Raw genomic sequence first — 14332 nt, forward strand, 5'->3', positions numbered from 1 at the left:
TGGTCACCACCGAAGCCATGATCGCGGAGGCTCCGAAGAAGGAGTCGGCTGGCGGCGGCATGCCTGGCGGCATGGGCGGCGGCGGCATGGGCGGCATGGGCGGTATGGATTTCTAATCCAGCCCCTATCAACCTACAGCGGAAAGGGCGGCAGCAATGCCGCCCTTTCCTTGTGTGCCGAACATGATCGACAACTTGGAGTGCGTCCCGAGGATCTCCTTCGAGCCTCACCGCATGGTCGAGAATTAGGATCTTGTCCGATCGAGCAATTCGCGGGCTCAACCTGGTCAAACCGGCGCCCCCTACGAACTGCCCGATCCTTGAGGATTCCGCTGCGCGACAATCACGATGATTCATTCAGTTGGTAGCTATAGGCGGTGAATCATGAGGGGCATTGAGGAGCGTGGCAAGGCGCCCATCTCGGCATTTAACCCCATCGAGCGTGATATCAGGGACAATTCTCTCATCGGACCGGCGGCTGGCGTTGAAGGACCCGGTGAATCATCCTGTTCTATAGTGGAGCAGACGCGCTCTGAGCCTCAAGATCAAGGGTTTCCTCCTCTGAGTATCCTTGATCTGCCGCTGGACATTCTCGTTGATATTGCTGAGCGGCTCAGCCCGATGGATCTGCTGAGGATGTCGCACACAAATCAAGAGCTGCGTGTCGCCGCGATGATAGTCGCAACGCCTCAAGAAAGGCGGATCCAGGTTCAGGCCATCTGTGGAGCCCTTGCAACCGGGCTCCAGCAGCGTCTCGTCGTCGTGGCAGAGGGGCCTCGTGACCCCGACGACTGCGCTTCGGCCTTGTGGGGCCTCGGAGCGGGCGTGGCAGCGCTTGCACCCGAGCTCCAGCGGCGTCTCATTCTCCTCGCCGAAGGGCTTGAGCCCAGGTCTCAGACCATTGCCCTGGAGGGCCTCGGAGCAGGCGTGGGTGGCCTTGCCCAACTTCAGCCGATCCAGGATTGCGATCAGCAGGTCATGATCTAGCGTCGTCATCACCAGCTCCCTCCGACCACCGCTTCGTACTCGGCGAGTGGCCGCAGCAAGGTGGCCGGGGGTGATCTTGATGCGCTCGGCGCGCACCGGCCCTTCGAAGCCGGCAACGCCGACAAAAGGCTCTGTCGCAAACCTGGAAATGGGGGTGTGAACGGCCATTTCGGCCTGTCCGTCAGGCAGCGAGGATATCGAAACAGCGATCGACAGACTTGTAGGCATACCTCGCCTGTCGCTTGCCCATCATGTGGATCATCTCGATGCCGGAGAGGATAACCACGGCGCTCGCCTGCGACTTGAAGCCGAGCATGGATGGAATGCGGCGCTTGATACGCCGGTGATCCTGTTCGATCCGATTGTTGAGATACCGGCTATTGCGGATGCGGATCGGCTTCAGCGGTCGCCGCGATCGCTGCCGCAGCCGGCTTTCAGCGTCGCAGGAAAGGATCGCTTCGTAATTGGTCTGGCTGCCGTCGGTGACGATGCGCTCCGGCCGGCCATGGCGCGTCAGCGCCTTGTGGAGGAAGCGTTGGGCCGCCACCAGGTCACGGTTTTCGCTGAAGAACAACTCGACCGTGTCGCCGAGGCTGTCGATGGCGCGGTAGAGATACATCCATGGCCGCAGACCTTGATGTACGTCTCGTCCATATGCCACTTGCTGCCGACCACACGCTTGCGCCGGTTGAAGCGCTCCAGCAGCTACGGCGAGAAGTGGGCGACCCAGCGATGCACGGTGGAATGGGCGACCTTCAAGCCGCATTCGGCCATCATCTCTTCCAGATCGCGCAGGCTCAGAGTGTAGGCCAGGTACCAGCGCACGCACAGCAGGATCACCGACTGGTCGAAATGGCGGCCGTTGAACATCACGTGCTCCTCCACAGCTGAGGCGTTTTTCTTGCCATGCTCCGCTTACCAAAAGGTTTGCGACAGAGCCGTTCGAACCGCATGCCGACACCATCGTCAAGGGCGGCCGCGATGTCCATTATGGCCACAAGCTCAACATGACGACGGGCAGGCAGTCTGTTCTTTCAATTTAGACCAACTATGCGGATGCCGCCTCAGTCAATTCAAGAAGGTAACCAATGCCGCGCACGGTCGTGATCCGTGGCGTTGCACCTGACCTACTCAGGTGTCCACGTAAGCGATAGATTCCGACTTCAAGCGCGTTGGCAGATACCTCGTCGTTGAACGAATAGAGGTGATCTTCCAACTGCGCACGAGGCACGATGCGGCCTGCACGGATAAGCAGATGCTCTAAAATACATAGTTCGCGGCGTGCGATCTTCAGAGGATGACCCGAGACGGAAACCTGTCGGCCGATCGGATCGAAATTGAGATTGCCAAATACAACGATGGGGTCGGTCACCTGTGTCGACCGGCGCAGAATGGCTCTCATTCTGGCGATGAGCTCATCGAAAGAGACGGGCTTGAGCAGAAAGTCGTCCGCGCCACCGTTGAAAATTGCAATCCGCTTCTCGAGATCGTTGATGCTACTCATAATGAGGGTTGGAACTGAATGCCCGTTGCTCCTTAGCTGTCTCAGCCAGCCCAAGCCATCGCCATCTGGCAGAGCCAACTCCAGCAGGAGAATTTCATAGGTTGCGCAACAAAATGCCCTCGACGCCTGTTCCAGGTTGCCAACTACATCAACGGCAAAACCGCTATCCCCGAGCGCAACTCGCACAGCGCGCGTAAGATCCACATGATGATCAATGAGCAGCGTTCGCATTTCACGTCCTATCAAGGTCGGACAGGTCACCGTCCGCTGTAAGACCGGGGCGACAGCGGAAGTCGCGCAACTCTTCGTAGTGTTCGTAACGCTCTTTCCGATGGGTGATCGCGGGAGCATGCAAGCCGCACGCCTGCAATAGTCGGGGATGGAACACGTGAAGACCTGTTGACGGGCTGAAACCGTCGGTCGGCCAGCCCACAATGCCACCGACTCTGCCTGCGATTTCTCTGCGCATCGATCCTCCTATGGGTTGCGTCAAACTCCAGCTGAGGTCGCAAGGGCAGGTTGCGGCTTTGTTCATTGAGAGGACCCCCTGGAGGCAATACCAGGAGGATTCCCTATATGGCACTTCCCGATTTACCACCGGTCATTCCGAACCACGTTCGGCGGCTTTGAAGACACTCATTGAGCGCGGCTAGGTAAATCAAGGGTACGACCTGCCGGGTGTCGATGCCGCTTTTGAAGCAGGCATCGGCACCAGCTCGGTGAGCGTCGCCCGCGCAATTCAGCGGACGCGCTCGATACACCCAGTCGAATCGTGCCGCAACTTGCCGCGCCGACAGGGCGCCCGAAGACTTCAGACTTGTGACCGAAGGTCTACGCCCAGTCCTCCTCCCATTATCCACCTCCCTCAAATCAAAGTGGACGTTCAATCTGAACAAATTACGCCATCGTATCACAAACGACTTACCGATCCCCGACGTGCTCTAGCCTTAGTGCTTGTTAAGAAGGTCGGCTACTGTCTCTCCGCGTCGCCGGGCATCGGCGGCGAGCCACACCTCCCCCACCTCATACACGTCGCCGTGGGTACTGAACGGCACAATGACGTCAATGGCAGCCGACAGCAGGTCAAGAAGCGTGTGGTCTTCCACAGCAGCTCCTTGCGGGCTGCTCTTGACGAGTGAAAAGAGCTTTTTAAAGCCTTGGACCGGATCCGCCCCATGAATCGTTGATATTGATCCCGCATGGCCGGAGACGACTTCGCTAAGGTAGGCCCAAGCAGCATCATCGCGCATCTCGCCAAGCAATATTCGATCAGGGCGCATGCGCAAGCTGGCTTGCAACAGTTGCTCGGCTGTCACCGCACCTACGCTTGCTCGGTCCTTCGGATAGAGTAACCGGACATGGTTCTCGTGCGGGATTGCAAGTTCGAGCGTGTCCTCGATACTTATCAGCCTCTCTTGCGGGGGTATAGCGTTGATCAAAGTCTTGCTCATTGTCGTTTTGCCGCTTCCAGTAGGTCCGCAAAGCAGCATCGTGAGCCGCCCGCAAACGCATGCTCGCAAAAATTGCTCCAAGTCACCATGGTCGTAGTGCTGAAGAATCGTTTCGTCCTGCCGCTCTTGGCGCTCCTTTCGTGACCGCCATTGATTCCAACGCGAGTATTCGTAGCGAGAAGAAACTTCCTTGAGTTCGGTCACACGACTTGAGGGACGCCGTATCGTCAGGCTTATTGTTCCTGAGGGAACAGCGGGCGGCAAACAGATCTGCAGCCGCTCTCCGTTCGGCAGCTCAGTCGCACAGAGGGGGCTTTGCGGTCCGACATCTTGCTTGCGCAGCGCTCCAGCGAGGATCGCGATGTCCTCCAGATCGTCATAAGATAGCGGTAGCGGATGTTTCGTGAAAACGCCGGCCTGTCGGACAAAGGCTTCCCCAGGCCGGTTGATAGCGACCTCTTCGGTCCTTGGCTCCTCAAGCCATTTCAAAACAGGGTTGAGAAGCAAACGCAATTGAGGGTCAGCCTCCGGTCGCATTGTTGTCTCTCCGGCGTTGGCGATGTTGGGGGGCTGGCGCCACGGCGATCGGTCTAAGATCGTATACATCTGAGAAATCGAGGTCCCGAGCCACAAAGATCGATACAGCATCTCCCTGGTTTTTCTTCAGAGTTGGCGGAACGTTGATCGTTGCTCTAAGGGTCGTGTCAACGGCTTGTCCGGCGTTGCTCTGGAAGCTGTTGATGCCGCTTCCTCCACCTGAGCTGCCAGCGTATTGACCGGCGGCCTGAAACGCGCCTTGAATGACGCTCATGAGCATTGCTCCGCCAAAGCGCTGCCAGAAGTGATTATCCACCGTGCCAGGCATTCCGGAGCGGCCGAGCTCGTCAGCGCCCGGCGACGCTAGCGAAACGAGGGCATGGTCAGGCGTTTCGATGCGCGTCCACAGCACGAAGACACGCGCATCCCCCTGTTGGAGACCACGCTGGATCTCGCCAATCACGGTCGTCCCGCGATCCAAAAGCACCACGTTGTTGGTGGCGCCGCGGACGTCTTTAGGTAAGACGCACTTCACATAACCCGGTAAATTTGTGTCGACTGCCGTTTGCAAAATGCAGGGAATTATCGTTCCTTGGGTAATCACGAGATCAGGGTGCGGCAAAAGTGTGGCCCGGCTTGGCTCCTGTATATCTGGCTTCAATCGCCCCGTCAGATCGCCAGCGTCTGAAATCTCATGCGAGGTCGCGGGAGCATCCCTATGGTTGTCTTCGCTCCGCTGACCGTCGTTGGGCATTTGACCGCTGCCACTGTAGGCGAAAATTGGTGTTTCCTCCGGCGGCGGATCAGCTGGCGCCGGAGGCGGCGTGGATGGCGCAGGATCTCCTGCCTGCGCCGCCTGTACGGGTGCTGGAGCTTCGGGAGCAATCTCAATCGGCACGGGGCGGAATGGCTCGGCGTCGGCGACAATTGGAGGTTTTGGCTGAGTTGGCTCGTCTTGTGTGCTGGGACGACCGCCGAGCCAGATGAGCGATAGAGATGAGATGAGAACAAGAGCAGCGACGGCCAACTTCTGCAATCCCGAAACATGCCGGCGGGCCGGCTCCGAGACCATCGATCCTGAGGCATGGACATCATGTCCCGACTGTGGGCCGGTTTCATTCATCGGCCGGGCCTTTCAAAACGCGCCACACGTCGGGTGTCACTGTACCGGTCCCTGGCGCTCGTCCCACAGGGTCATAAGCCCTGTTGAAAATGGACAAGACCGTATTGCCATCTCTCAGACGCCATTCCCGGGCGACTGCGGATACTTCAACATAGTCTCCTTTGACCGTGTAATTGGCAGCGGCTTCCTTGCCGTCGGGATTGATAATGTAGAGGGAGGGTATGCGGGAATTGCTTGCGAAGCCAAATACGGTGGTAAAGCCATTATCGAAAACTTCCAGCGGCGCCAGCGATCGATCGCCCTTTGCGACGTAGTGAAAATTGCTTTCGTCCGGACTGGTAGTTGCGGCGGGCCGATTCAACAAATCCTGAACTCTCTCGTCGCGCAGCACTTTCGCCCGGGCCTGACCAAGAATCGAGCGCCTTTCTGCGTCCTTTCTCTGAGCAGCAGCCTCATCAGCAGGATAGGTGAACTGCACACTGTAGTATAGGTCAGGTTGCTGCTCATCGAGTTTTGGCATCGCTCTCGTTGAAATACTGAAGACGTATCTCCGTGTACCGGACTCACTCTCGGCCAGCACGATGACCGGCTGCGGCGGGAGCATCCGGCTAGCCTTAAAAAAGAGATAGTTGGCGCGCGGGAGCGCAGCCAGGTCTTTGCTATTGGAAACGGCCACGGCTGCGACTGTCTCGTTGGCCGCGAATGTGACAACCAGCGTTGCCCCCACTGCGGTAGACAGGCGCACCACTTCGTCAGGACGGTAAGCCAGGTAGCGCATGCGCGCATCATGCTTGCCGGCAAGTGGTGTGTCTTCCGCGGACGCTTCCATCGTTAAGAAGAGTGAACAGACCAGCGCGAGAAACGCTCTTTTTGTCATGGCTGCACATAGCCCAGGTTCGATACGCTATCTTCCGAGCTTTGATAGGAAGTGACGAGTAGACCTCCCGGATTGGTGAGCCTCGATTGCCCAGGCAGACCCGTCAAGCGCTCGTAGCGGATGGTAGCTGTCCAGGTGGTCACTATCGGCATCTGCCCATCGACAACAAGCGTACGTTTGTAACGGATCTGTTGAACGTCCGGACTGATGTCGTTTGAAGAAATATGCCCGACCTCGAGCTTGCCGCGTTTGCCGACCGTGACTTGCGGCGAGGTGGGATTCGGATAGTTGAAGAAATCTTGATATTGCTGTCGCACAGCCGGCGCGCTGAAACTGGATACGAGGTCATAGGCGTATTGGGCTGTATCTGCTGTGTACCCCTCGCGCAGGCGTACATATTCCCACAGCGAAGCATTTATGACGGCTCGGTCTTGGGTTGCCGGCAGTCGAGAGACTGACACTTCGCTGTCGACGGTCCCATCCGGCCGGACCCAGAGGAACACAGGTACGAGCTTGGCCAACGGGACCATGGCAGCAATGGTAAATGCCTGGGCAACATTTCCTAGGACCGCCGCTGCGGCAAAGGCTATCAGGGCCTTTGACAGGCGCCGCGCAGACTTCGCTCGTGAAGTTTGAAACGCTTCCACCTTCTTATAGTGGGCGGCTAGCGTTTCTCTCTCCACCAGAAGGGCATGTTCAGGAACTTTCACTTTGGCTCTTCCGCGCATTCGACCTGAAGATCCTCAGGGGTGGTTTCCCATTGTCCCACGTTCAGTTGGAATGGGGCACCCGCGCATGTCGCAAGCCCATGGCTCGTCTTGCAGGCGGCCAAAGCGAGGATTGACAGAAGTAGGCAATATTTCATGTTTTTGGCACCGAGCTTGTCGATTGATTAACCACCCGCCGTTTTGGCAAAGTGGCGATTGAGGCTGTTAAGAGGTCGGTTCGCACCTCCCCAAGAGCCGCCGGCGATGCTGCTGGCGATCGTCGGAAGCGCGACGATCAGAGCGTCACCAGCTAGGAAAAGCATGTCGAGCTCGTAAAGCCCGATGATCTTGGCTGCTGTCGTGCCCGAGAATTTGATCATCAAAAGCATGGCTGCCAGCGAGACTGCTTCGGCAGCGATTACTATCGTTGCAACGATGTTGAGGAGGAGAAGCAGCAGCCCGTACGAGAGCAGTTGGCCGATCCATCTGGTGGCTATGTCTCGAGTGTGATCAAAAAGGTAGCCTACAAGGACCAGGGGGCCGATCGTCAAGAGCACCTTCGTCAGAATTCCAACGGCATCGTAGATCTCGAACGCTGTCCACAGCGCGCCGTAGAAAATCCATTGCGCTCCCTCGAAAGCAAGTATGTCCTGGCCGTTCATAGGCCCAATTTCGGAAGCAATCAGCTGAAAGACATACTGGCTTGAAGCAAACATGAGATCGAGCTTCTGGGGGATTCCGATGAAGGGCAAGTCGCTGCCACTGATGTCGTGAGCCAACCTCGGAATCGTGTCGTCGAAGAGCGCTTCAATGTACTGCTGATAGTTGGCCTGCCCTAAGATAAGGGCAACGACAATCGACACCATGATTACGCGCGAGATACCCCCGCGCGCATCGACTTGACCACGCATGACCAGACAGCCTTGGATTATTATCCAGAGCGTGACACACGCAACCAGAGGCGCACTGACCGCCTCTTGGATGTTTTCAAGCACTTTGTGCAGCCCGGACGTGAAGGCCCCATGAAAGATCGTGTGTATAGTCGTGAATGGCGCGGGAATTTTGAAATTCATGGCGTGAGCCTGATGTGTCCCTGATCAGCGCAGCTTAGCAGGATGAACTCTGTGTGGTTTACGGGAGGATGCTAAACATATTAGCGGTGTCCTGATGTTCGCGACGCTGCGTGGCGGCCTCCTCCACGGCGTGAAGGCTCCCTTGTGCAGTGGCCATTGTCAGCAGACTCGTGGCCTGGACATTTTGGATCATCGCATCGTGAATCTGCTTGAGGACCAGACCGTTGGTCACGGTGGCCTGCATAATATTTCCCGAGCGGGAAAGCTGACCAAGCGTGCCGGCGTTATCCTTAAGGCGCTTGTCCATCATGCCCAAAGTGTCGGCTGCAATAGCTGCGGCATTGGCGGCCCCGGCGATTTGTCCCTGTAACAGTTTCGCTTCTGAATCGGTGCCGTTGACTATCCGATTTGGGTCCTTCGCAATGTTACGGGCCATAATCGAAGCTGGCGCCCGAGCATCAAACATCTGCTCCTCCAGCTTATTGCTCGACGGGTAGTGATTTCCTTGGTTCAGTGAGCTTAGCAGTCCCGTGACAGCGAATGACGACGTTAGAATTGTCACCATTTCAATCGTGGTAGCGAGCGTCTCGATTGACCTCTCAAGGATCGCCGCATTGGAAAGCGCTGTTAAGGTCGCTTGTGTTTCTGTTACAGGGTCGCTGACGATAAATTGCGAACGGGCCTGTCCGTGAAGCAGAAGGGAAGCAGCAAGGGTCGTTACTGCAAGTTTGGCAAATTTCATGAATATTCCTCCGTCAGTCTTGAACTTCGTGGTACCGGGCCATGAACTTGTCGAGCCACCCACTTGGGGCGTCTCCGTGCTGGTTACGAAGCTGGTCGGCAAAGCGCACTGTGTTGGCCCGCCCCGAGAGTACGGCTACGTACTCGCGCATCTGCCCAAGATCGAATTCGCAAACAATACTCCCGCTATCGCGCTTGAGCAAAAACTTGCGGCTGCCGATTGCCATTCCCTGGCGGATTGCCTCGAACTCCTGCGCAGTGCACTTCAAGCCATCGACATACGCAGAGCGGTCCGCCGTCGGTGATGGGTAGAAAATTTTCGTCATACATTGCGCAACGAGACTAGCTCCGAGAGGCGATTCCAGAACGTGTTCAGGCTGCTGCGTTGCGAGTATCAACATGCCGTTGTTTTTGCGGACCGTGAGCAAGAACTTGTCGATAACGGCCGAGAATTGGGGGTTTAGTAGATAGAATCGAAATTCGTCGCAGCTCATGACGAACCGACGACCATCGACGATAGCGCCCACTCGATGCAGAAGGTATGCGGCGGCCGGTGCACAGACCTCCTCATATTCCAGGAGCTGCGTCATGTCGAAGCCCGTAATGGAGGCATCCAGCCTTACTTCGTCCACGTCGCCGTCAAAAGCCCATCCAAGCGCCCCCCCTCTACACCACCGCTGCAGCCGTGCTCCTGCGCCCTCGGAGGGGCTGTGCAATAGGAATTCGCGCAGGCCCGCAAGTGAGCGCATAGGGGGTTCGAACGAAAGCTGACGAACAATGCCGCGTTCCAGCCGACGGCTTTCCTCCGGCGAGATCGGACCACGGCCGTCACTCTCGATCAGGGCCATCAACCACTCGCGTAGAAAGTCTCGCGAGGCGGAGGTGTTGTCCAGTCCACGCAGAGGGGCCAAGCCGCTCGGAGCGCCTCTGCGCAACGCAAGATATGTCCCTCCCGTGGCTCGCACCAGCAGTTCACCACCCCGATCCTTGTCGAAGAAGACGATCGCACCATTGCGATCGACCAGGCTTTGCTCAAGCATCGCGAGGACAAAGGTCATCAGCGTCGTCTTGCCTTTGCCAACGGGCCCGAATATTGCCGTCATGCCGACGTCATTCTCATGGGGGATGTAGTCGAAAGAAGTTCCACCGTTTGTGCGAAAGCGCGCAACAGCATTGCCCCAGTGGCCGGAACTGGAACCGCTTGGGAAGTTCTCAAATGAGACGAGCCCGGCAAAATTGTGTGAGGTGATCGCCCCCGGGCGCGTGCGCCACCTGTTGTTCCCCGGAAGTTGGGACCAATATGCGGCCTCCATGCCGATGCCCTCTTGGACGATAACGGCGCCCGCGTCGGCCAGCCGTGCGCGGGCACTTGCTGCGCGATCTGCAAGGGTATTGAGGCTGTCGGCATAGACGCACAGGCTCAGATGATGCGAACCCATCACGAATTCGTTGCTTGCCAGTGCGTCCTCTGCCTCGGCAAGTTCATTGATCTGGGTGAGGGCCTTGTCGCCGGCACTCGTCATCTGGCTGGACTTAAGGCTTAGTTTGGCATGAGCTTGTGGGCGAGTGAGGAAGGAAAAGCTCTGGCTCAGGACAAGCGGGAAGTTGGCGGACAGCAAGGAATTTAGCATGCCCGGCCGCGTCGTCGCCGGATATTCACGGAACGAAAACAATGATCCGACGGAGCTATCCCCGGGCCTTCGAATCTCAAGCGCCCGCTTCCCGCAGATGACCTGGTCAGTGTAGATCGAGGCGCCAAGTGAGCCGGTAACCATCGGAACCGGAAGAAACCGGCAAGTCATCATGAGCCGAAGCGCCTCGCCGATTTCCGTGAAGAGCACGTTGCCTTTCTCTCGAATGCCCAACCGGCGCAGACCGTAACCGCCGAGTGCGCCAGCAATGATGTGCCAGAGGTCTTCCAGGCTCCGCATTTGGGTGGCTAGATCGTGCTCATTCCGTCTGCGGGACTTGGCAATCCGCAAGCCGATCTTGCCGATTGCGGTGCGGGGGGACACGATCAAAGTGAGGAAGTGATCGTTGCGAAAGAGCTTTCCCGACAGCACACGACGCTCGTAGGCCTCGCTCAGACTGCCAGCGAATGCACTTTGAAACTGGCGCGGCGCCGGCGCCGGCACATCGTTGTGTCTCACAAGATGAGCGTATATCGAGACATTGTCGTCGGCGATGTTGCGCAAGAGAGTGTTGAACGCGCGGCAGCGCGAGTTGCGCATCTCAGTGTCTTCCAAATCAAAGGGCAGACCGTTCACATGTGCCATGGCCATGATCGATCCGTCTTCCAGAATGACAACCTGATCGCTTACGTGACCAACATACGGAAGGTAGATCTCGCCAGACCTCTCGGTCCGGCCGCTGGCGCCGAACATTACACCATTCCTCTTCCGCGTTTCGGCACTCTGATCGGATTGGCGCTGACGCTTGCGCCTCCCCAGACCGGCCCGTCCACGCTTCTGCCGGCCGTCTGCAAATAGAGCAGCACGACGCTTGCCGCGTTATAGTCACGCTCAACAACCAGCCGTGCTCCGAACCAGAGTGGCGCGAGAACGATTTCGTAAAGCGGGTTCTGAAGGATAATGATAACAAGCCCAGCCAACATCATGAGCAATCCGGCCAGCGTCAGCGGCACCCCCAGAAACAGTGCGGGGCGCGTCGCCGCCACATAGAGGGTGCTCACTTCCAACCGGTCGCTCATCAGCCACCGCCTATGAGCGCCTTGCCCAGGAAGCTGGCCCCGAACATGATGACGATCCCTCCAACGACACCCGCAACCAGGCCAAGTGAAGCACGACCGAACATCCAAGAGATACCGATGGCTACGAGCCCGAGCACGGCCAGTGATTGTCCAAAGGGGCCAAGTATGAACGTGCAGATATTCTGGACCATCTTGGCAGGATCCGTCCCTCCGGTCACCTGAGCCGCGGCTGGCCCGCTGTAGAAGACCGTCCACGCCGCGCCTGCAGCAGCGGCCGGTACATATTCAGCCGCTATGCGCAGCATGGAAAAAGGCGAAGGAACACGCGTTTTAAGCGCACGAAGTATCTTGAGTGGCGTCATCATTGCATCTCCATGTTTCAATCGAATACGAGTTTGTTCGGGTTCGAGGGTTCCCGTGCTTTCGCAGCCTGGCTACCTGTCGGATCGGAGGGATCGGCCCCGGAGCGGTCTGGCTGATACGAGCCCCAGATGTCCCAAGAATCTTGGTTGGGCTGCTTCTTTCTATTGGCCTGTTGGCTCTGCTGGAGCAGAGGCGGCACGGCTTTCCGACCGGGTGCCTCAAGGTGCGGCACATCTCGAGCAGTCGGCTCCAGCGTTCTCTCAAGGAGACTTGAGATGTCCTTTGCGGCCGACTCGACCTTGCGTACATAACCGTTGGCGAAGCCATGCGTGACGTCGCCCGTGTTATAGGCCGAGATGGCACGGCGAAGCGCCAGTTGCTGTGCCACAGCAGTGGTGCCGCCGGCATACCGGCTTTCAAGCAAGTGGGCGGCAGCCGAAAGCGAGGCGCAGGGCTCGAAAGCCCTTTCCGGCGTGAGATTGAGCATGGCAAAGTTCTTGCTGTTTATCTGCATCAATCCAACATCGACAGAATGTTGTGCTTCGAGGCGTTCCTTGATGCCCCGCGTGGCTTCCAGGTGGTCTATCCAGCGAAGCTGCTCACCTGTGGTGTTGTCATGAGCCACCAGCGTTTCAAAGCCACTTTCAATCTTGGCAATCGCGGCGAGGGTGGACGGCGCAACCCAGGGGGCGCATTTGCGCGACAGGCTGCGGAACTCACGCGGAGAAAGTGGCGCGGGCTCGGCTGGGAGTGACATGGATGTCATCAGGACGATGGCCAGCGGCCAAGCTGCAATAAACATTCCCTATCACCTACCTTTCCAAGCCGCCGGACGGGTTCTGGCCCTGTCCGGCACGCGCTTATCGGGGAGGTTTGTTACTGTGTGATGTTCAAGTTCAGCTTTTCGGTTTCAATTGAAGCAAAGACCGTGTTCGTATCAGCGTGGGTGAGCATCTTGCGCATGCGTGGGTGGCGCGGGCCCGATCAGCCAGCGACATCCGGAGCATCTTGGTACAATGACTCCTGTACAGGATTGCTCGTCCCGGCCGTCCGTTGCTCCTGGAGTGTGGGCCGCGACTTTGGCGTCATGGATGGTACTTCTGTCAGCGCCAAGCCAAGGACAAAATGGGGAGCTTGGCGGGCTTGTTCAGGCTCGGGATCACCGTGGGGAATCGACTAAGGCGATAAAGCGGCCCAACTTTGCCGGTATGCTGCCGGTCCTTAAAGAGCAGCCATGCGCGGCCCTGCACACTCAGATCATTGCTTGAGACGCGAGCTCGTCCGTGAAGCTGGCTCGAAGGCGCAAATCCGCGGCGGCGAGGGTCAACTGGGAAGACGTGGCGGCGCAGCCCATCCTGGTGCGAGCCTCGTTCAGCTGTTCGGCCGCCGCCGCCAAAGGGTGGATCATGCACAGTCCCATCGGCAGATAACCGCACGTCATTGACGGAGTCCGACGGCGCAATGGACAAGCATAGTGACACGCTCAAGATGGAGGAGTTGCAGTAACTGAGAAATGTTAGCCCGGACGTTCACCGCAACCGGCGACCTGCCGGTCGCCGAACAGCATTTGAGGCCGCCGGCCACCTTGGACGAAGCCGGCTTGGCAGGAGACACACTATTTTGCACAAGGCCGCTGCAGCGAATCACGGTCTTCTTCCGCCGACCGCCTCTCCGATCAAGCCAAACGCCGCGCTGCTCAACCATGTCCGAGCTGGATCCACGAGCCGGAGGATATCGAGATGATCCAGGTCCGCAAACTCCAGGATGACCAGGATGCAACGGCATAGCAGGAAACTTGGCATCCATGAGGTCGAACTTGAGTGATATTGGCAGGCCTGCACCAACGGGGGAGCTCGAAGCGAAAAAGCGAAGGACCACACGGCAGGGTCATGTCGGCGCTTGGACCTGTCTGGTGGCCACGGGCTGCCTTGGTGCGGTCAATTCGCTGGGGATGAAAAGAACAGGACGAGCACGGCCTCACATTGGCCGCACGCAACGGCGAGTGGTATCAAGGAGCAGCTGTTCTGGGTCGGTGCCCCAGGGTTGCTCGGCAACAGGTTTAGACAAGGGGATTCAAGATTGAAGGTGCGCCGTTGAAACATGTTCTTGTCATTGACGATGATGCCGCAATGCGGCGCCTCATCGCCGAGTATCTCACGATGCATGCCCTGAAGGTAACCGCAGTCCACGATAGCAAGCAGTTTGACTATGTTCTTTCACGTGAGCCAGTCGATCTCGTGGTTGTTGACCTTAACCTAGG

14 protein-coding genes and 1 pseudogene are annotated in these 14332 nt (G+C 57.9%); 1 reads left to right on the forward strand and 14 read right to left on the reverse strand.

Annotation, left to right across the window (positions count from 1 at the left end):
* Positions 1–500 precede the first annotated feature (500 nt).
* From NKH49_RS35060 to NKH49_RS33265, 14 genes and pseudogenes are all read right to left on the reverse strand, one after another.
* The gene (locus NKH49_RS35060) at positions 501–1154 is read right to left on the reverse strand and encodes a hypothetical protein (RefSeq protein WP_502894663.1); all 654 of its coding nucleotides are present in this window, start codon (positions 1152–1154) and stop codon (positions 501–503) included.
* Positions 1155–1167: 13 nt separating this feature from the next.
* Positions 1168–1856: pseudogene (locus tag NKH49_RS33205) on the reverse strand (IS6 family transposase).
* Positions 1857–2034: 178 nt separating this feature from the next.
* Positions 2035–2721 carry a response regulator gene (locus NKH49_RS33210; RefSeq protein WP_352929803.1) on the reverse strand — a complete coding sequence of 229 codons (687 nt, stop codon included), beginning with the start codon at positions 2719–2721 and terminating at the stop codon, positions 2035–2037.
* A gap of 716 nt (positions 2722–3437) precedes the next feature.
* The gene (gene virB11, locus NKH49_RS33215) at positions 3438–4478 is read right to left on the reverse strand and encodes a P-type DNA transfer ATPase VirB11 (RefSeq protein WP_023673699.1); all 1041 of its coding nucleotides are present in this window, start codon (positions 4476–4478) and stop codon (positions 3438–3440) included.
* Positions 4462–5601 (reverse strand): type IV secretion system protein VirB10, encoded by a 1140-nt coding sequence (gene virB10 / locus NKH49_RS33220; RefSeq protein WP_023679589.1) that lies wholly within the window; start codon positions 5599–5601, stop codon positions 4462–4464. The genes virB11 and virB10 overlap by 17 nt, the downstream gene beginning before the upstream one ends.
* Entirely contained in the window at positions 5594–6478 is an 885-nt protein-coding gene (locus tag NKH49_RS33225; protein ID WP_023679588.1) for a TrbG/VirB9 family P-type conjugative transfer protein, read from the reverse strand. The genes virB10 and NKH49_RS33225 overlap by 8 nt, the downstream gene beginning before the upstream one ends.
* Complete coding sequence (locus NKH49_RS33230; RefSeq protein ID WP_023679587.1) at positions 6475–7188, reverse strand: type IV secretion system protein VirB8; 714 nt, start codon at positions 7186–7188, stop codon at positions 6475–6477. The genes NKH49_RS33225 and NKH49_RS33230 overlap by 4 nt, the downstream gene beginning before the upstream one ends.
* The gene (locus tag NKH49_RS33235; protein ID WP_081731114.1) at positions 7185–7343 is read right to left on the reverse strand and encodes a type IV secretion system lipoprotein VirB7; all 159 of its coding nucleotides are present in this window, start codon (positions 7341–7343) and stop codon (positions 7185–7187) included. The genes NKH49_RS33230 and NKH49_RS33235 overlap by 4 nt, the downstream gene beginning before the upstream one ends.
* A gap of 27 nt (positions 7344–7370) precedes the next feature.
* On the reverse strand, positions 7371–8258 hold the full coding sequence (locus NKH49_RS33240) for a type IV secretion system protein (RefSeq protein WP_023679586.1): 888 nt from the start codon (positions 8256–8258) through the stop codon (positions 7371–7373).
* Positions 8259–8316: 58 nt separating this feature from the next.
* Entirely contained in the window at positions 8317–9000 is a 684-nt protein-coding gene (locus NKH49_RS33245) for a TrbJ/VirB5 family protein (RefSeq protein WP_023673704.1), read from the reverse strand.
* 13 nt (positions 9001–9013) lie between these two features.
* Positions 9014–11383 (reverse strand): type IV secretion/conjugal transfer ATPase VirB4, encoded by a 2370-nt coding sequence (gene virB4 / locus NKH49_RS33250; RefSeq protein ID WP_023679585.1) that lies wholly within the window; start codon positions 11381–11383, stop codon positions 9014–9016.
* On the reverse strand, positions 11383–11709 hold the full coding sequence (locus NKH49_RS33255; RefSeq protein WP_023679584.1) for a type IV secretion system protein VirB3: 327 nt from the start codon (positions 11707–11709) through the stop codon (positions 11383–11385). The genes virB4 and NKH49_RS33255 overlap by 1 nt, the downstream gene beginning before the upstream one ends.
* Complete coding sequence (gene virB2, locus NKH49_RS33260; RefSeq protein ID WP_245274807.1) at positions 11709–12014, reverse strand: pilin major subunit VirB2; 306 nt, start codon at positions 12012–12014, stop codon at positions 11709–11711. The genes NKH49_RS33255 and virB2 overlap by 1 nt, the downstream gene beginning before the upstream one ends.
* Before the next feature lie 74 nt (positions 12015–12088).
* A complete protein-coding gene (locus NKH49_RS33265; RefSeq protein ID WP_023673708.1) occupies positions 12089–12874 on the reverse strand; it encodes a type IV secretion system lytic transglycosylase VirB1 in 786 nt (261 codons plus the stop codon).
* Positions 12875–14165: 1291 nt separating this feature from the next.
* Here NKH49_RS33265 and NKH49_RS33270 point away from each other — a divergent pair.
* The coding region (locus tag NKH49_RS33270) for a response regulator (protein WP_352695901.1) at positions 14166–14332 on the forward strand (167 nt) is incomplete at its 3' end.

The sequence above is a fragment of the Mesorhizobium sp. M1088 genome (assembly GCF_040318575.1).
GTDB lineage: Bacteria > Pseudomonadota > Alphaproteobacteria > Rhizobiales > Rhizobiaceae > Mesorhizobium.

Excerpts from the sequence above, each read along its gene's own strand:
- NKH49_RS33240 (WP_023679586.1), bottom strand. The coding sequence starts at position 8,258 with ATGAATTTCAAAATTCCCGCGCCATTCACGACTATACACACGATCTTT.
- NKH49_RS35060 (WP_502894663.1), bottom strand. The coding sequence starts at position 1,154 with ATGGCCGTTCACACCCCCATTTCCAGGTTTGCGACAGAGCCTTTTGTC.
- NKH49_RS33225 (WP_023679588.1), bottom strand. The coding sequence starts at position 6,478 with ATGACAAAAAGAGCGTTTCTCGCGCTGGTCTGTTCACTCTTCTTAACG.
- NKH49_RS33265 (WP_023673708.1), bottom strand. The coding sequence starts at position 12,874 with ATGTTTATTGCAGCTTGGCCGCTGGCCATCGTCCTGATGACATCCATG.
- virB10 (WP_023679589.1), bottom strand. The coding sequence starts at position 5,601 with ATGAATGAAACCGGCCCACAGTCGGGACATGATGTCCATGCCTCAGGA.
- virB2 (WP_245274807.1), bottom strand. The coding sequence starts at position 12,014 with ATGCTGCGCATAGCGGCTGAATATGTACCGGCCGCTGCTGCAGGCGCG.
- NKH49_RS33210 (WP_352929803.1), bottom strand. The coding sequence starts at position 2,721 with ATGCGAACGCTGCTCATTGATCATCATGTGGATCTTACGCGCGCTGTG.
- NKH49_RS33235 (WP_081731114.1), bottom strand. The coding sequence starts at position 7,343 with ATGAAATATTGCCTACTTCTGTCAATCCTCGCTTTGGCCGCCTGCAAG.
- virB11 (WP_023673699.1), bottom strand. The coding sequence starts at position 4,478 with ATGCGACCGGAGGCTGACCCTCAATTGCGTTTGCTTCTCAACCCTGTT.
- NKH49_RS33255 (WP_023679584.1), bottom strand. The coding sequence starts at position 11,709 with ATGAGCGACCGGTTGGAAGTGAGCACCCTCTATGTGGCGGCGACGCGC.
- virB4 (WP_023679585.1), bottom strand. The coding sequence starts at position 11,383 with ATGTTCGGCGCCAGCGGCCGGACCGAGAGGTCTGGCGAGATCTACCTT.
- NKH49_RS33245 (WP_023673704.1), bottom strand. The coding sequence starts at position 9,000 with ATGAAATTTGCCAAACTTGCAGTAACGACCCTTGCTGCTTCCCTTCTG.